Below are 18193 nucleotides of genomic sequence, written 5' to 3' on the forward strand. Positions count from 1 at the left end.
TATACAATAGTAAAACCTCTCATTTCGAGAGGTTTTTTTATTTAAAATAGTAATTATGGTAGTCTAACGCCAGTCATCAGTTTCTTTAATGGTCATAATCCCAGGATTGATACATTTCAGAGCTTCCTGCTGGATACAGTTTTTAAATTGATTATTGAATACAGCAATGGCAACTGCAGGATTACTTGTTATAACACCTAAAACAGCAGCTTCAAGGGCCGCTCTTGTTGCACAGACGGTCATTATTTTCAATAAAACCTGGGTGATGTCATCAGGAACTGAGTAATAAATATAAAAAACAATCTCGGCATTTCTCATCCTTAATACAGGAAGACTTATAATAATATCTGAACATCCTATTCTAATTCTGTGATCAACCATTTCAACTTTAAATTCAGGGAAATTAAAAAGAGTAAGTAATTTTATAGTTTTAAAATTCATCACTCCACAATCTGAAGGAATCAGTGAACTTGAAATGACAGAGAGTACATCTGTAATTTTTTGAGCTTCCGGAATTGGTGAATTTGCAGGGTATTCCTTGATCGTCGGATTTTGTTTAGGCTCAATATTATCTAATATAAGTTCCTCATATTTTAATTTTTCCAGCCGTGTTTTAGATTCTTTCTGCCAATGTGAAAGATCTCCGTCATCAATAATGTGAACCTGGCTTTTTACAGGCTTATCTTTTGAGGGATCCTCTTCAATAAGACGATATACTCTTAAAAATGCATAACGCTGATCAGCATTAAACTCTATTCTATCGCCTATTTTTGTGATATATAATGAGGTGTCTATATAAAACATATCTTCTGTTAATATCATATTTAACTTAGACTGGATCCATTCCTCAATGGCTATTCCAGTATCAAAACGATATTGACTGATGATGTCTTTGGCATAGGCAAGGGCTTCATTACTTATTCCCTCCCTGAAATATATCAGATATTCAGGATTAATGTCTACTTCCTGCTCATATACAATAGTGATAGGGTTATTTTGTACCGATATATTATTTTGTATAACGGACCAGAATTCTCGTATAGAATAGGTTACTTTTTGTTGATAAGATGCATTGATCATCTGATCGTTGGCAACCTTATCACTTGCATAAAAGAACCCGCTTTTGACAGGAGGATTCACTTGATAATTCTGTTGGTTTTTATCAAAAAGAAATTCCTGAATTTTTTTTTCTGTAAAATCAATTCTTGTTTCAAAATTTATTTTTAGCATTGTATTTTCTGTTTTTTAGTGAGTATTTGAAATTTTATACATCCGTTATAACGATATTCAAATCTATTTAAACTTTCTTCCTTTCAAAATAACCCCTTTGTGTAATTTTTGAATGCTAAAAAATATTGTCAGCATATGAGTTTTATGACTGTATTTTAAAATCAAATTACTATTTTTGAATCATGATTAAAGCAAGTAATATCCATAAATCTTATGGGAATTTAGAAGTACTGAAAGGAGTTGATATTCACATTAAAACAGGTGAAGTTGTTTCTATTGTAGGCGAATCCGGAGCGGGAAAGTCTACATTGCTTCAGATATTAGGAACTTTGGATCATCCAAGTAATTCCAATAAGTATCATACGGAAATTAGCATTGCGGGGGAGTCTTTCATTAATATGAACGACAAACAGCTTTCAAAATTCAGAAACCAGAATATTGGTTTTGTATTTCAGTTTCATCAGCTTCTTCCTGAGTTTACCGCTTTAGAAAATGTATTGCTCCCTACCAAAATAGGAGGAGCCAATGAAAAAGAGGCGTTAGAAAAAGCCTATGCTTTATTTGAAGACCTTAAAATAGAGCAAAGACTGAACCATAAACCCAACCAATTATCAGGAGGGGAAGCGCAAAGGGTAGCGGTAGCAAGAGCTTTAATCAATTCTCCAAAAATAATTTTTGCAGATGAACCTACAGGAAACTTAGACTCAAAAAACGCAGATGATCTTCACCGGTTATTTTTTGATCTTAGAGATAAATATAACCAGACTTTTGTCATTGTCACACACAATCCAAACCTGGCAGAAATCACGGACAGAAAACTTGTGATGAAAGATGGAATGATTATCGAATAAAAAACAATTCTATCAATGAAAAAGTTTATTGTCCTGTTTCTTTTTATCATTTCCTGTTCCACAGCTGAATCTCAGGTAAATAGTAAATCTGATATTCTTCCGGTGGCAAAAGTTTTGGAACTGAAAAATTTCTTAAAAGGAAAAAACTATAATCAGGATATCGCTATTTTTATCAATTTTAAGACCTATTCAGGAAAATACCGTTACTTTGTTTACGATCTGAAAAATAATAAAATACTTCAGAAAGCAATTGTTTCTCACGGATCGGGCTCGGTGATTAAGAATTCAGAGGCTCTGAAATTCAGCAATACAGAAGGATCATATCAATCTTCACTGGGAAAATATGAGATCCTGAACAGCTATAACGGGAAATTCGGAAAAGCTTACAGGCTTAAGGGACTGGATGAAGGTAACAGCAATGCTGTAGAGCGCGCCATCGTGCTGCATTCATTAGGATGTGTTCCGGATCAGGAATCCCCAAATCCCGCATGTTTGAGTTTAGGATGTCCTATGCTTTCTCAAAATGCACTGCTTCAAACGGCTGAATATCTTGATCATTCAAAGCAGCCTGTGATCATGTATGCGTTTTATTAAATTTATTCAAATGATTTAAAGTCTATAATTTTGTAACTTAATCTCTAATCTCTAATCTCTAATCTCTAATCTCTAAAAATGACCATAAAATTACTTGCTAAAGACGACAGACCCAGAGAGAGATTTTTACAGAAAGGTAAAAGTTCACTTTCCGATTCCGAACTTTTGGCCATTATTATGGGAAGCGGAAGCCGGGATGAGAGTGCGTTGGAATTAGCGAGAAAAATCCTATCATCGGTAAATAATAGTTGGCATCAGCTGAGTCTTCTTTCCAGTAAAGAATTGATGAAATTCAAAGGAATAGGCGAAGTGAAAGCTCTTTCTATTATGGCAGCATTAGAAATAGGCAAAAGGAGAGCCGTTCAGGAAATTCCTGACAAACCTGTTATTTCCAATAGTAAGGATGTTTATTTTATCCTTAAAAATCAATTATCAGACTTAAGGACGGAAGAGTTTTGGGCTATGTTTCTCAATCAGAGCAATAAAGTGATTCACATTTCACAGCTGACCCAGGGGGGCATCAGCCAATCCGTCGTAGATGTGAGAGTTTTATTTAAAACCGCACTGGATCATTTCTCTACTGGAATTATTATTGCCCACAATCATCCTTCAGGAAGTTTGAAACCCAGCAAAGAAGATATTGCGATTACCCAAAAAATAAAAGAAGCCGGAAGCACATTAAGCATCCAGCTTTTAGATCATGTTATTGTGGCACATGATTCCTATTTTAGTTTCTCAGATGAAGGATTATTATGATTAGAAGATTGAAATATAAAGAGATCGATTTTAAGAAATATGCTGACTGTCTTGAAAATTCAGAGCAAAGAAAATACTCAGCATCAAAAGATTTCTTAGATATAACTGCCAACAAACAATGGGATGTTTTGGTTTACAAAGACTATGAAGGGGTAATGCCTGTTCCTTTTATCCTTAAAAAAGGAATCAAAATCGTCCATAATCCATTGATGTGTCAGCAACTTGGAGTCTTTTCTGTTAAAGATGATAAGAAGATTAATGAGAAGTTTCTCCACTTTCTTCAAAAGAATTATCTCATTAAGGTTTATTATTTTAATGAAACCAACAGATTTGATTCAAAATTAACGACTAAGAAAAATTTCGTTTTGTATCCGGGTAATTATAATGAAATTTTTGCTAAGTATTCGCCAAAAAGAAAAAGAAAATTACGCTTGGATGATGAAGTACTGGAAAATTCAGCAATAAAAGAGATCAGCTATCCGGAAGCAGAAAAATTTATAAGAGAGAATGTTGTAGGACTGGATAAGGAACATGATTCCGTCGCTTTACTCAAAACTCTGGAGTCATTCTATTCGCTAAAGCATTTGAAGTTCCTGGCTTTTTATTATCATCATGAAATTACGAATATGATCGCTACCTATTCAGACTATGATACAATTGCTCTTTTAGGAACATTTAATGACAAAAAATACATTAAAATGGCAGGAGCATCTACGCTGATAGATCAGGTGATCAAAGAAAATATAGAAAATAGGATCTTTGATTTTGAGGGAGGAAATCTTCCCAGTATTGAAGAATTTTTTCGTGGTTTCAGACCAGAATTAAAGCCCTACGCAGTGATCGATAATTCCAAAAAAGCTCTTGTTAAAAATTTTGCATCACTGATGATGAGAGGAAAGTTTTTTTAGGATTATTATCATGTTTAAACCGTTATTTAGAATGGTTTTAATTAAATAATATTCGTTACCTTTATAACGTATTTAATACTAATATCTAAGCCATGCTAAAGCAGATCCGTCATTATAAACTGCCCTATATCATTTATAATTTTTTTAATAAGAAAAAGTTACAGCATAATATTCCTTTATACAAAAAATACGGGGTCAGCAAAAAATACTTTTCCAGCATTTCGAGTTCTGATTTTGCCCATCTTCCGGCTTCCGAAAGAACCATCACTCATGAAAATTTGGTCAATACTGAGTTTTTCAAGGGTTTAACGCCTGAAAATAAAGAAAGTGCGTTACACTACGATGATAATGGATACATGATCTTAAGGAACTTTATCAGTACAGATGATGCAGATAAGATCAATAATGAAATTGAAAAGCTCATGGAAAATGGAACGCTGAAATTTATTTATGGCGGAAAACTGATGTTTGCCATCCATCATTCTGAGATCATTAAAAATATAGGAAATAATAAAAACCTGCTTGATTTCCTTTCCGTATTATTGGATGGTCAGGCGAAACTTTTCCAGAGTATTAATTTTATCAACGGAAGCCAGCAAAAAACACATTCAGACAGTATTCATATGACCACCTATCCGCTTGGCGGCCTTCTCGGAGTATGGATTGCTTTGGAAGATGTGGATGAGACCAATGGAGCGCTTCATTACATTCCAGGAAGCCATAAACTCCCTTATTTTCTGAATTCTGATTATGAAAATGAAGGGGACGCATTGAGGATTGGAAAAAAGAGCTATCGGGCTTATGAAGAATTCCTGGATAACAAGGTCAAAGAATTGGGCTTAAAAAAAGAGATTTTTCGAGCTAAAAAAGGAGATATGCTGATATGGCATGCCAACATCCTTCACGGCGGCGAGCCTCACAGGGATAAAAACAAAACAAGAAAAAGCCTGGTATATCATTTTTTTGACGAGAATAGTGTCTGTTATCATGAAGTAACTCAAAGGCCGGCATTATTCGAATTGTAAATCCTCTATTTTTCTTGTGAAATAATAATTTCAATAAATAACGGCCCAACCGATAGTTTTTTTACTTTTGCATTCTTACTGAACAAAACAAAAATGTAAATGAAAAAAAGCAGAAATATTCTTGTTTTTATTTTTTCAATCTATTTAGGTCTGATGTCATGCTACTTGTATACCCATCAGTATTACAATGTAGATCTTGAGGCTTACGCAGGTCTAATCTATAAAGCAGAATATCCCGATATGAAAATAGAGGATATTCATAAAAAGGTATATAACGAACTGAAAGGAACCAATCCTAAACTTTTCGGCATCACTCCTCAGGATGAAGAAATTGCAGAAGGGGAGAACACCTATTATAAAGTTCTTTCGGAAAACCCCAAAGCATACGGAGAAGAACTCCAGCTGTTTTCTGTAAAACCTTTCTATAATTTTGTTAATCTGATGTTCTTTAAATTGGGTTTTAAAATTACAACATCCATATTTTTAACCTCAATCGTTTCTTATGTTCTGATCCTGATTTTAATATTCTGTTACCTGATAAAAACGATAAAAAACTATCCTTTAGCATTCATCATAACCATTTTAATCTCTTTATTCAAACCACTGTTGGAAGCCAGCAGACATGCTTCAGCAGACAGTTTATCCTGTTTATTACTTTTATTAAGCTTGTATGTATTTTGGGTCAGAAAAAATCATCTTGCTGCTACGGTTTTTGCCATGTTGTGTATTCTAACAAGACCTGAATATTTTATCTTGTACTCATTTCTTTATGCATTGGTTTATTTCTATAAAAGAAGTATTCATATTAAAACGGTACACTTATTTCTGTCTTATGGTTATATCTTTCTTTCCTTCTCTCTGATTCAGTATTTCAACCAGATCTCCTGGTCTACTTTATTTATGAATCAGTTTACAAAAGTTCAGATTTATCCGATATCGAATCCCGATCCATTTTATTTTCCGGACTATTTTAATTTTATCAGGAAGACTATAATGCTTGACTTCAATGGTTCTTATTTTCCCTTGCTGCTCTTATTCATTGTCGTTATTCTGGCGAACAAATTTTCAGTGAATTGTAAAAAAAGCTGGGGACAATGCCTGTTTTTCGGAGCCATTTATAGCTCCGTGTTTCTCAGATTTCTGATTTTTCCAAGTTTGGCCAACAGAATGATGATTGGTTTTTATCTCATCATCATCCTGTCTCTCATCTATATTCAGAATTCTAAGATCGATATATTGAAAAACTCTTTAGAAGCCGGAAAATAATTAGTAATTTTGCCGTCTAAAATTATGGCTAGTTTTTCAGGATATTTACCATATGCTTTTGCATTAATTATCGCAATACCTTTTCTGGTTTTGCTGAGACAATTTGTACATTCGTACATTACCCTTAAAAATCAGGAGATCAAGCTTCTTTCTGTAAAATCCAATGCTGAAAATAAAGCCCATTCTTATGAAAGGATGACGCTCTTTTTAGAAAGAATAAAACCGTCAAACATTATTCAGAAGTTTGATAAAGATCTTGCAGCTCATGAGTTCATCTTTCTGACCGAAAAAACAATTAATGATGAGTTTGAATACAATTCTTCACAGCAGCTTTATATTACAAAAGCTTCCTGGAAGAATATCGTAGATTCTAAGAATGCTTTAATAGATTTACTCCACAAAACCTATGACGGACTGAATGGAAATACGGATCTTGAAGAATTCAAAACCATTTTCATCATGAACTATATGGAAAGCGATGACTATATTGCCGCTACAATCGAAGACCTTAGAAGAGAAATTTTAATTATAACTTAAAAAATAACAGATAAATAATGATTCCAAATTTTAAAGCACATCCATGGCATGGGGTTTCTGCAGGAGAAGATGCGCCAAATGTTGTAAACGTATTCGTGGAAATCGTTCCTTCAGATACCATTAAATATGAAGTAGATAAAGAAACAGGATTTTTAAAGGTAGACAGACCTCAGAAATTTTCCAATATCATCCCCGCTTTATATGGGTTTGTTCCAAGAACCTATTGTCACAATGAAGTAATGAAACTGGCTGTAGAAGCTGGAGCTGATGATGTAACGGAAGGAGATCATGATCCACTTGATATTTGTGTATTAAGCTCTCATAATATCCATTCAGGAGGATTATTAATGGAAGCTATTCCAATCGGAGGATTCAAAATGATCGATGGTGGAGAAGCTGACGATAAAATCGTTGCAGTAATGATCGGTGACCACGCATTCGGACACTTCAGAGATATTGCTGAACTTCCTGAAGCAGAGGTTAAAAGATTAATGCACTACTTCTTAACGTACAAAAACTTACCGGATGAGCCTGCAAAATGCAGAATTCACGAAGTATACGGAGCGGAGCATGCTAGAAAAGTGATCATCGCTTCTCAAAAAGATTACGCAGAAAAATTCGGAGGCTAAGAAACAGCATTCCTGAACGATAATAAAAGGCAGATGAATTTTCTTTCATTTGCCTTTTTATTTGTCTACAATTATAGATGGTAGTTCAGTGATGAAAGCATAATAAGAACCATACTAAAAGAAGAAAATAGTTTATTTCCTTTGATAAACAGAGACTCCTTCTTTGATAGTTTCCAATACTTTAATACTTCGGATCTGTTCAGGATCAATGGTCAGCGGATTTTGATCAAGGATGACAAGATCTGCCAGCTTTCCTGCCTGAATAGAACCTTTTGTTTTTTCTTCCTGCAACTGGTAAGCAGCGTTGATGGTGATTGCTTTTAATGCCTGAAGAGGAGTAATTCTTTCATCCGGACCCAGAATTCTTCCCGAACGTGTTTTCCTGTTGACGGCAGAATATACCGCTGTAATGAGATCAGGAGGAGTTACCGGAGCATCATGATGCATCGTGAAAACAATTCCTGCCTTCAGTGCAGAATTGGCAGGGCTGATAAATGAAGCTCTTTCCGGTCCGAAGACACTGGAGTAATGCCAGTCACCCCATAAATAAACATGAGTGGAAAAATAAGATGGAATAAGACCTATCTCTTTAATCTTTTGAATGTGATCCGGACGGCTGTTCTGAACATGAATAAGAGTAGCCCTCAGCTCCGGTTTATAAATGTTCTCTTCTTTTAATTGTCCGATCACCCGTAATGCCTGATCAATGGCAGCATCACCATTCACATGAAGCTGTGCTGTAATATGGTTCTGAAACAAAGTCTTCAGATCATCATATAAAACCTGATCAGAAAAAATAGGAAAGCCCTTGTAATCTGCGGACTGACCTTCGGGTGGTACAAGATAAGGCTTTGTAAGCCATGCCGTTTTACCCTGAGGAGAGCCGTCATCCGAAAATTTGAAGCCCCCAAGCTTTAGATGATTGTTGTACTTCATGTACTTTGGCTTAAAAGTATTCAGATCCTTTTTGAAATATTCATAATCCGGGAAATAGACAATGTCGGCTTTGAAAAGATGTTCAGAAGCAGCTTTTTCCATCAGACCTACAGTTTCTCCCATTGTCCTTCCGTCGCAGATCGTAGTCTGGCCGTAGCTCAACCATTCATCCTGAGCTTTCATGAGACTCTTAATGGCTTGATCCTGAGAATGGCCTGCCTCTTTACTCATCTTTTCTGTGATCGCAAGAAGTGCTCTAAAGCTGGCATTTTCTTCCAGTTTTCCATTAAGCTTTCCAGTCTTTTTATTTCTTCCGTAATGTCCGCCTTCAGGGTCTTTTACAGATTCAGAGATTCCCAAAAGATTCAGCATGGCTGTATTGACTACACTGGCATGTCCTGAAGTATGGATAACAATAATTGGATTGGTTGTACTTATTGCATCCAGTTCATCCTTGGTAGGATGCCGATGCTCGGTCATAATCGCATCATCATAGCCATTTCCTATAATCGGCTGGGTTTTCGGGAGAGAATGCTCCTCAATATATTTTTTAATAGTGGTCTGAAGGTCACGGATGGAATTGACTGTACCATAAGGTTCCGGGAACAGATCGATAGCCTGCATCATTCCTGCCCGTGAAGTAAAGTGCCCATGAACATCTATAAAACCGGGAAGTAAAACTTTCCCCTTAAGATCAATGATCTTTGTTTGATCGCCTTTATAACGATCTGCTTCTGCTTGAGTTCCTGCAAAAAGTATTTTGCCATTTTTTAAAGCAACAGCCTCTACTTCAGGGGCTGCGTCTTCCATGGTTAAAATAGTTCCTCCAAAATAAAGAGCATCTGCTTTTTCTTTAGGCATTCTGTTTTGACAGCTGGCCATAAGAAAGACTGAAAAGATTAAATTAATTAATACTTTCATAACTATTCTGTTTTGTGGTGTTCCTTAAATTTACGGAAAAATATATTATACCACAAGGCTTAATAAAACCATGGAATTTTTATTATATTTATAAAACTAATTACTATTTATTAATATAAAAATAATAAACTATGGATTTGTTCTATTTAATTCCGGTTTTTGGTGTCATCGCCCTAGTGTATACTTTCCTGCAGAGTAACTGGGTAAGTAAGCAGAATGCCGGAAATGAGAAAATGAAAATAATCAGCGGACATATCGCTGACGGTGCCATGGCCTTTCTGAAGGCAGAGTACAAGATTTTAACCTATTTCGTAGTTGTAGTGTCTATTCTGCTTGCAGTAATGGGATCCAGCAATTCCAATTCCCACTGGAGTATAGGTCTCGCATTTGCCGTTGGAGCCGTATTTTCAGCTCTGGCAGGTTTTATAGGAATGAAAATCGCTACAAAAGCCAATGTGAGAACCGCAGAAGCTGCAAGAACGTCATTGTCCAAAGCTTTGAAAGTTTCCTTTACCGGAGGTTCCGTAATGGGAATGGGGGTTGCCGGATTGGCCGTTCTTGGTCTGGGATCCCTTTTTCTGATCATTAAACAGATCTTTGCTCCTGAGGCTACAGTAGATTCCCATGAAATGGAAAAGACGATTGAAATTCTTACCGGGTTCTCTCTGGGTGCAGAATCCATTGCCCTTTTTGCAAGAGTAGGTGGAGGGATCTATACCAAAGCTGCCGACGTAGGGGCTGACCTGGTTGGAAAGGTCGAAGCGGGAATTCCCGAAGATGATCCGAGAAATCCTGCTACAATTGCCGATAACGTAGGGGATAATGTAGGAGATGTGGCAGGTATGGGAGCCGATTTATTTGGTTCTTACGTTGCCACCGTATTAGCCACAATGGTCCTGGGGAGAGAAACGATGTCTGATGATGCTTTCGGAGGATTTGCTCCTATTCTCCTTCCGATGCTTATCGCCGGGACAGGGATTATTTTCTCTATGATAGGAACTTTATTTGTACGGATTAATGACAATGAAGGTTCATCTACTTCCAGCGTACAGAACGCCCTGAATCTGGGGAACTGGGGAAGTATCGTAATTACAGCCATATCTTCTTATTTCCTGGTCAACTATCTTCTTCCGGAGAAAATGACGCTCAGAGAGCATGAATTTACTAAAATGGGAGTTTTCGGAGCAATAATGGTAGGATTGGTTGTAGGAACGTTGATGAGCATCATCACGGAATATTATACAGCCATGGGTAAAAGACCCGTTTCCAGTATTGTAAGACAGTCTTCTACAGGACATGCAACGAATATTATCGGAGGTCTTGCAGTAGGGATGGAATCTACTTTGCTTCCGATCCTTGTATTAGCAGGGGGTATCTATGGATCTTATTTATGTGCCGGACTTTACGGAGTCGCCATTGCCGCTGCCGGAATGATGGCTACCACTGCCATGCAGCTCGCGATTGATGCTTTCGGACCGATTGCAGATAATGCCGGAGGAATTGCTGAAATGAGTGAGCTTCCCAAAGAAGTCCGTGAAAAAACAGATATCCTGGATGCTGTTGGAAATACCACAGCAGCCAGTGGAAAAGGATTTGCCATTGCTTCTGCGGCGTTAACAGCTTTGGCTTTATTTGCTGCTTTCGTAGGCATTGCAGGGATTGACGGTATTGATATTTACAGGGCAGATGTTCTGGCTGGATTGTTTGTAGGGGGAATGATCCCGTTTATATTTTCTTCACTGGCCATTACAGCAGTAGGACAGGCAGCGATGGCGATGGTGGAAGAAGTAAGAAGACAGTTCCGTGAAATTCCCGGGATTCTGGAAGGAAAAGCACAGCCTGAATATGAAAAGTGCGTGGCAATCTCCACCGATGCTTCCATCAGAAAAATGATGCTTCCCGGAGCAATTACCATTATTTCACCTATTTTGGTCGGTTTTATTTTCGGACCTGAGGTTTTGGGAGGATTTTTGGCAGGAGCTACTGTATGTGGCGTTCTGATGGGAATGTTCCAGAATAATGCCGGAGGTGCCTGGGATAATGCTAAGAAATCCTTTGAAAAAGGCGTTGACATCAATGGTCAGACGTATTACAAAGGGTCAGAACCCCATAAAGCTTCCGTAACGGGAGATACAGTGGGAGATCCGTTTAAGGATACTTCAGGACCATCAATGAATATTTTGATCAAACTAATGTCTATTGTTTCATTAGTGATTGCGCCCACATTGGCAGTGATCCATAAAGATAAAATTGAAGCCAATAGAAAAGCCAAACTGGAAAGCCTGACAAAAGCTTATAATGCCAGCTCATCTACCACCTATGCAGGAATCCAGGCGGCTCCTGTTGTTACAAAAGAGATTAAAGGACAGCTCAATGAAAACGGAGATTTTGTCTATGAGACCGGGGCTATTCAGGAAATAAAACTGAAAGGAGGAAAAACGATCACATTGGGTGAAGGAAGCAGATTGTTTCAATTGTACAATGCGGTGAATCAAAAAGATAAAAGCGTCATCGATCCGAACAACTGGTATACGCTGGAAAACCTTTATTTTCAAACAGGATCAAGCGATCTGAAAGCAGGTTCAGAAATGCAGCTGAATAATCTTGCCGAAATTTTAAATGCTTATCCTGATTTAAAGATAAAATTAGGAGGTTATACCGACAATACCGGCAATGAAGAAAGCAATCAGAAATTATCAAACCTGAGAGCTCAGACTGCCAAACTGAAACTTCTTGAATTAGGAATTTCATCAGACCGGGTAGAAGCCGAAGGCTACGGCTCACAGCATCCGGTGTGTGAAGCCAATGATACCGATGAGTGTAAAGCCAAAAACAGAAGAATTGATGTAAGGGTTCTTGCTCTTTAGAACTCCATCAGTTTATCAGATATTCAAAGCACCGCCGGAGGCGGTGCTTTTTTATGGATTTCAATTTTTTTGACTAATGAATCTGATCATCTGTAAAATCTGTGGGATCAGATAGATTGTTTTTCCCATTTAAAGATTTTTTTGCAGATGTTCCAGAGCATGGATGATCAGTTCGTCTTTTTTAGCAAAGCTGAAACGGATATAATCAGAATTTTGCCGGGAGTTATAGAATGCAGAAAGAGGAAGGCAAGCCGTTTTTTTCTTTACTGTAAGCCATTTTGAAAACTCTACATCAGTCATTGTTTTAGAAACATTTCTGAAATTAACGATTTGAAATACGCTTCCTTCTGCTTTTTTTGCTGCTTCCAAGGGCGTGAAGGCAATCATGCCATTAAACAGATCCCTTTTCCGCTCCATGATCCCTCTGTTTTCAAAGGGGTCAAATACTTCCAGATATCTGGCCAGAGCATACTGGGCGGGAGCGCTGGCACTGTAAGAAATATATTGTTGATGGCATCTGAATTTTGCCGTCAGATCTTCCGGAGCAAGAAGATAGCTGACTTTCCAGCCTGATGTATGGAACATTTTTCCAAAAGAGAAAATACAAAAAGTCCTGTTTTTCAGTTCTGGATGTAGATAAGAACTGTAATGTTCAAGTCCGTCATAGCAATATATATCATAGATCTCCTCCGAAATCAGATAAATTTCCTGATGTTTTATCAATTCGTACAGCTGTTGCCAGTCACTTTGTTTAAGAATGGTTCCGGTAGGATTTTGAGGCGAATTGATGATAACGGCTTTTGTTTTTTCAGAGATACAATTCTGAAACTTTTCCCAGTTGATGGTGAAATCATATTCAAGGTCATAATACACAGGAGTACCACCGTTTAGAACAACAGAAGGCCCATAAGTATAGTAGGACGGCTGAATGATAATAACTTCATCTCCTTGATTTAAAACTGATTTAAGGGCCGTATGTAAAGCAAAAGTTGCACATGGAACAATGGTGACTTCATTTTCCCGGAGCTTCATACTATTGACTCTTTTGGCATTGTAAGCAATAATATTTTTAATCAGCAAAGGATTTCCTGCAAGCGGTTCATATTGATGGCATGGATGATCTGCGGCTTCTTTTAAAAATGATTTAAGACGGCTGTCAATATCAAAATCGGGGAGTCCCAGCGACAGGTCAAAGCTATCATGCCTGGCTGCAAGTTGAGACATTTCCGTAAAAAAGGAATAATGTGTAAATCCGTTAATTTTTTCCATCTATTCTGTAATTGAATCAAATATAATAAAAATAGATATTTATTGAATTATTATATTTAAAATATTATTTTCTTTGATTTATTGATGTGATGTATGGGCTTTTTATTTAGAAATCACCGTTTTTTTATCTTTATCTAGTTAGTTTTTTTTATTTTCAAACGGTGTTATGATGAAATGATCATTGATGGTGAGTCCTTGTAATGTGGCATCTCGTATTCAATAAAATTTGTTATTTTTAAGCAAATTATTATCATATGAAAAAAATACTGATCCCGTTATTGGGTCTGGCTGTGATGGTCAGTTGTGGAACAGCGAAAACCTCTGAAGGAGTTTCGGCCCAGTCATCATCCGTGGCAAAAGCTGACAAAGCTTTTCTATCTGCCTATAAGACAATTAAGGCAGATGAATTAAAGAAAAACTTATATGTTATCGCTTCTGATGATATGGAAGGAAGAGACACGGGAAGTCCGGGACAGAAGAAAGCGGGTGAGTATATGATTAATTATTATAAAAGCCTGGGAATTACTCCACCCAAGGCATTAGGATCCTATTATCAGAAGGTTCCGGCGGAATTTATGAAAAAAAGAGGTGGGGGGAATCTTCCTGATTCTGAAAATATACTTGCCTTCATCGAAGGCAGTGAAAAGCCTGAAGAAATAGTAGTGGTATCTGCCCATTACGATCATGTGGGAACCAAAAACGGAGTAGTGTACAATGGAGCTGACGATGATGGAAGTGGAACCGTTGCGGTTATGCAGATCGCAAAAGCTTTTCAGGAAGCTAAAAAGGCTGGAAAAGGACCAAAAAGATCAATTCTGTTCCTTCATGTAACAGGAGAAGAGCATGGGCTGTTTGGCTCCGAATACTATACCAGCAATCCTGTATTTCCACTTGCGAATACCGTGGTTGATCTGAATATTGACATGATTGGCCGTGATGATGCCGAAAACAGAGGAAAGCAGTACGTTTATGTCATTGGTTCCGAAATGCTCAGTTCACAGCTTAAGGTCATCAATGAGGCAGCCAATAAGAAAACGAACAATCTGGAATTAAACTACAAATATGATGATCCAGCAGATCCCGAGCAGCTGTATTACCGTTCAGACCATTATAATTTTGCGAAAAACAATGTTCCGGTAGCCTTTTTCTTTGACGGAATCCATGAAGATTATCACAAACCGACAGATGATCCTGAGAAAATAGATTATCCGTTATTAGAGAAAAGGACACAGCTTGTTTTTGCGACAGCATGGGAAATTGCCAACAGAGCAGAGAGAATTGTGGTAGACAAGAAATAAGGTATCGTGGTGGTCAATGCAAAGAAATAAAGGAAATTACTTCAAATAATCAGTGGTAATGCTTATGAAATCAACTGTTTTCAATAAGTTTTAGCCATAGTTTTTAACGGTAGATAATTTTTTTTCGAGACAAAATCCTTGTGCCTTTGCATTGACTAACCTATATACTCAGTAGAAACAAACTTGAGTCTGTTGTATAAAAATAACTAAAAAACATACGGTTCCAGCCCAGCACATCCATGAACATCATCATCCGTGAAGCCAGAAAGGAAGATATTCCACAAATTCAGATCATCAGAAATTCCGTGAAAGAAAATACACTTTCTGATCCCGCACTGGTAACTGATGCAGACTGTGAAGAATTCCTGTTTAAAAGAGGGAAAGGCTGGATAGGCGAAATAAACTCCCAAATTGTAGGGTTTTCTATTGTAGACCTTAAAGAACATAACATCTGGGCCCTCTTTTTACATCCTGATTTTGAAAAACTCGGAATAGGAAGAAAGCTTCACGATATCATGCTGGACTGGTACTTTGAACAGACCACAGAAGAGGTATGGCTGGGAACAGCGCCGGGAACAAGAGCAGCAGTCTTCTATCAAAAATCCGGCTGGAAGGAAACGGGGAAACACGGAAAAGAGATCAGGTTTGAAATGTCTTTTAATACCTGGAAAAATATAAAATCATGAAACAAAACGTAAAATCAATCAGACCGTTTATCGGAGCTAAAAATTTCGGGGTAAGCAGACATTTTTACAAAGACCTGGGATTTGAGGAAGTAATCCTTGAACCCAAATTGTCATTATTTAAAAAACAGGAAACAGGGTTTTATCTTCAGGATTACTATGCTAAAGATTGGATTGACAATACGATGATCTTTATGGAAGTAGACAATACGGATGATTTCTGGAAAGAGCTTCAGACGTTACAGCTTCCTGAAAAATATGAAGGGGTAAAATTGACACCTGTAAGAACAATGGAGTGGGGAAAAGAATGTTTTGTCCATGATCCGTCCGGTATTTTGTGGCATTTCGGAGAATTTTTTTAAGGACAAGTGAATATGATTTACGCTTTTGATACGTATTATTACGAGGATTATGCGAATACGGTGTGTATCGCATTTCAAGACTGGACTTCCGAAAAGGAATCTGAAATTTTTAGTGAAAAAACAGACATCACCTCTGATTATGAGAGTGGAACATTCTATAAAAGAGAATTACCCTGTATTTTGAGCTTATTGCAAAAGATTGAATTAAAAGAAGGAGATCTTATTATAGTAGATGGGTATGTCACCCTTAACAACGAAGGCAAAATAGGGCTTGGAGGATATTTGTATGAATCTTTGGATCAGAAGTATCCCATCATCGGGATTGCCAAGAACAAATTTGCATCACCGGATTCCCAAAGAAGAAGTGTTTTGAGGGGCGAAAGCAAAACACCGCTGTATCTTACGGCAAAAGGCGCAGAGGTTGATGAAATACTTCTACAGGTAGTAAAAATGGCTGGCCTTTACCGCATACCAACCCTTCTGAAAAAGCTGGATCACCTTTCCCGAGCGTAATTTTTTATACATCAGGTAGACTGGTTTCAATAGTGTTGATCATTTCATTTTGATATCACTTGTTCAATTGTCATATTATCAATGAATTATCCTTAATTTTTTATTTGATTTTAATGGTATTCTTCAAAAGGTGACAAATATCATTCGCTTCTTATTTTTATTGATTCTAAATAAATATAAATTTGTCTCAAGAAAATAAGTAATCAATGAAGAAATTATCTACTCTATCTGCTGTTGTATTCTACATGATGATGAATGCGCAGTATTGTACTCCGTCATTTCAATATGGAGCCGACAGTAATATGATCACCAATGTAAGTTTTGGCACTATCAATAATACGTCATCTTCTCAATCCGGAAGTACACAAGTATACGAAAATTTCACTACGATGTCTACGGACCTTCAGGCTGGCAACAGTTACCAGATTTCTGTAAAAGGTCCCTCCAGTACTTTTCCCAGTGATGTGGTAGTTTTTATTGATTTTAATAAAAACGGAAATTTTGATGATGCGGGAGAAAGCTTCAATATTGGAAGGCTGGGAGCCGCTAACCCTTTCAATGCAATGACGATTACCGGGACGATAGCAGTTCCTTCCCATGCAGCATCCGGTGTCACAAGAATGAGAGTACTCAAAAATACCAATACGGCTGCTTATTCCGATCCCAATGCTGCCAATTCTATCCATACAGCTTGTGATAATGGTTTAAGAGCAGGACAGGCAGAAGATTATACCGTTAATATTGCTGGCAACAATGTAGTTTTCCCCTCACCTTATTGCGGAGCGGAAAATGTGAATACACTGACTGTCAGTGAAATAACAAAGGTAGAATTTGCAGGAATTTCAAGAGAAAGTATTATCGACGGAAACTCAGACGTGATCGAGAATTTTACAAGTACTGTTTTCAATGTCAGCAGAGGAACTTCTTATCCGATAACTATTACAGGAGGAACTCAGGGGCAAACCACGGTCTCTGCTTATGCTTACATAGATCTTAATCATAATAATGTATTTGATGCCAATGAAGTATTTAATTTAGGCTATCTGGATAATTCAGACCCTATTCCGGGCAGACAGTCCGGATTAACCTCCGGAACGATTGATATTCCTGCCGATGCTACGCTTGGAGAGACCCGTTTCAGAATTGTCAAAGCTTATGAATCCAGCTCATGGATGGGAACTCTCGAAAATCGTCCATGTCCTTCAGGATGGTTCATTGGACAGGTTGAAGATTATACTTTAAAGGTAAAAGCTTCAAATCTGGCGACATCGGAAGTGGTAAAAAGATCTTCTTCCAGAATATACCCTAATCCTACATCAGATTCTGTATATGTGAAGACGGATGCTGGATTGGAAAAATATGAGATTTATAATTTGACGGGACAAAAACTTGCAGAAGGAACGTCGGATGTTATCAATATGGAAAGTCTTACGTCCGGAACTTACCTGATTAAGATTCACACCAGAGATCAAAAAAGTACCACTGAAAAGGTCATCAAAAAATAAGAACACTTATCTAATCATATCCATATCAATTTTTGTTTTTTTA

At 37.3% G+C, this 18193-nt stretch carries 17 protein-coding genes; 14 read left to right on the forward strand and 3 right to left on the reverse strand.

From position 1 onward, the window contains the following. Positions 1-63: 63 nt before the first annotated feature. Positions 64-1230 carry a hypothetical protein gene (locus BW964_RS20525; protein ID WP_076510172.1) on the reverse strand — a complete coding sequence of 389 codons (1167 nt, stop codon included), beginning with the start codon at positions 1228-1230 and terminating at the stop codon, positions 64-66. A 182-nt stretch (positions 1231-1412) separates the two neighbouring features. Between BW964_RS20525 and BW964_RS20530 the strand changes: the two genes are divergently transcribed. The 8 genes from BW964_RS20530 (at position 1413) to BW964_RS20565 (ending at position 7796) form a co-directional block, all read left to right on the forward strand. Beyond that, positions 1413-2081, forward strand: coding sequence for an ABC transporter ATP-binding protein (locus BW964_RS20530; protein ID WP_076510174.1), 669 nt, complete (start codon positions 1413-1415; stop codon positions 2079-2081). A 15-nt stretch (positions 2082-2096) separates the two neighbouring features. Then, complete coding sequence (locus BW964_RS20535; RefSeq protein ID WP_076510176.1) at positions 2097-2675, forward strand: murein L,D-transpeptidase catalytic domain-containing protein; 579 nt, start codon at positions 2097-2099, stop codon at positions 2673-2675. 78 nt (positions 2676-2753) lie between these two features. Beyond that, positions 2754-3431 (forward strand): RadC family protein, encoded by a 678-nt coding sequence (gene radC / locus BW964_RS20540; RefSeq protein ID WP_076510178.1) that lies wholly within the window; start codon positions 2754-2756, stop codon positions 3429-3431. Further along, positions 3428-4339 carry a hypothetical protein gene (locus tag BW964_RS20545; RefSeq protein WP_084176065.1) on the forward strand — a complete coding sequence of 304 codons (912 nt, stop codon included), beginning with the start codon at positions 3428-3430 and terminating at the stop codon, positions 4337-4339. The genes radC and BW964_RS20545 overlap by 4 nt, the downstream gene beginning before the upstream one ends. A 92-nt stretch (positions 4340-4431) precedes the next feature. Beyond that, positions 4432-5364, forward strand: coding sequence for a phytanoyl-CoA dioxygenase family protein (locus tag BW964_RS20550; RefSeq protein ID WP_076510182.1), 933 nt, complete (start codon positions 4432-4434; stop codon positions 5362-5364). 99 nt (positions 5365-5463) lie between these two features. Further along, entirely contained in the window at positions 5464-6630 is a 1167-nt protein-coding gene (locus tag BW964_RS20555) for a hypothetical protein (RefSeq protein WP_076510184.1), read from the forward strand. A gap of 24 nt (positions 6631-6654) precedes the next feature. Further along, on the forward strand, positions 6655-7167 hold the full coding sequence (locus BW964_RS20560) for a DUF7935 family protein (RefSeq protein WP_076510186.1): 513 nt from the start codon (positions 6655-6657) through the stop codon (positions 7165-7167). A gap of 17 nt (positions 7168-7184) precedes the next feature. Further along, positions 7185-7796: an inorganic pyrophosphatase gene (locus BW964_RS20565; RefSeq protein WP_076510188.1), complete on the forward strand. Its 612-nt coding sequence runs from the start codon at positions 7185-7187 to the stop codon at positions 7794-7796. Positions 7797-7928: 132 nt separating this feature from the next. Here BW964_RS20565 and BW964_RS20570 read toward each other — a convergent pair whose 3' ends face one another. After that, positions 7929-9653 (reverse strand): amidohydrolase, encoded by a 1725-nt coding sequence (locus BW964_RS20570; RefSeq protein ID WP_076510191.1) that lies wholly within the window; start codon positions 9651-9653, stop codon positions 7929-7931. A 131-nt stretch (positions 9654-9784) separates the two neighbouring features. Here BW964_RS20570 and BW964_RS20575 point away from each other — a divergent pair, with 131 nt between their 5' ends. After that, positions 9785-12520 (forward strand): sodium-translocating pyrophosphatase, encoded by a 2736-nt coding sequence (locus BW964_RS20575; RefSeq protein ID WP_076510193.1) that lies wholly within the window; start codon positions 9785-9787, stop codon positions 12518-12520. 129 nt (positions 12521-12649) lie between these two features. Here the strand turns inward: BW964_RS20575 and BW964_RS20580 are convergent, their stop codons facing one another. Then, positions 12650-13789, reverse strand: a complete 1140-nt coding sequence (locus tag BW964_RS20580) for an aminotransferase class I/II-fold pyridoxal phosphate-dependent enzyme (protein WP_076510195.1) — start codon at positions 13787-13789, stop codon at positions 12650-12652. Between the two features lie 254 nt (positions 13790-14043). Between BW964_RS20580 and BW964_RS20585 the strand changes: the two genes are divergently transcribed. From BW964_RS20585 to BW964_RS20605, 5 genes are all read left to right on the forward strand, one after another. Continuing rightward, positions 14044-15087: a M28 family metallopeptidase gene (locus BW964_RS20585; protein ID WP_076510197.1), complete on the forward strand. Its 1044-nt coding sequence runs from the start codon at positions 14044-14046 to the stop codon at positions 15085-15087. A gap of 239 nt (positions 15088-15326) precedes the next feature. Continuing rightward, positions 15327-15773: a GNAT family N-acetyltransferase gene (locus BW964_RS20590; RefSeq protein ID WP_228432047.1), complete on the forward strand. Its 447-nt coding sequence runs from the start codon at positions 15327-15329 to the stop codon at positions 15771-15773. Beyond that, positions 15770-16132: a VOC family protein gene (locus BW964_RS20595; protein WP_076510199.1), complete on the forward strand. Its 363-nt coding sequence runs from the start codon at positions 15770-15772 to the stop codon at positions 16130-16132. The genes BW964_RS20590 and BW964_RS20595 overlap by 4 nt, the downstream gene beginning before the upstream one ends. A 12-nt stretch (positions 16133-16144) precedes the next feature. Further along, positions 16145-16645, forward strand: a complete 501-nt coding sequence (locus tag BW964_RS20600) for an endonuclease V (RefSeq protein ID WP_076510201.1) — start codon at positions 16145-16147, stop codon at positions 16643-16645. Positions 16646-16851: 206 nt separating this feature from the next. Beyond that, positions 16852-18150 carry a GEVED domain-containing protein gene (locus BW964_RS20605; protein WP_076510203.1) on the forward strand — a complete coding sequence of 433 codons (1299 nt, stop codon included), beginning with the start codon at positions 16852-16854 and terminating at the stop codon, positions 18148-18150. Positions 18151-18193: the final 43 nt, after the last annotated feature.

Source organism: Chryseobacterium shigense (assembly GCF_900156575.1).
Classification (GTDB): Bacteria; Bacteroidota; Bacteroidia; order Flavobacteriales; family Weeksellaceae; genus Chryseobacterium; species Chryseobacterium shigense.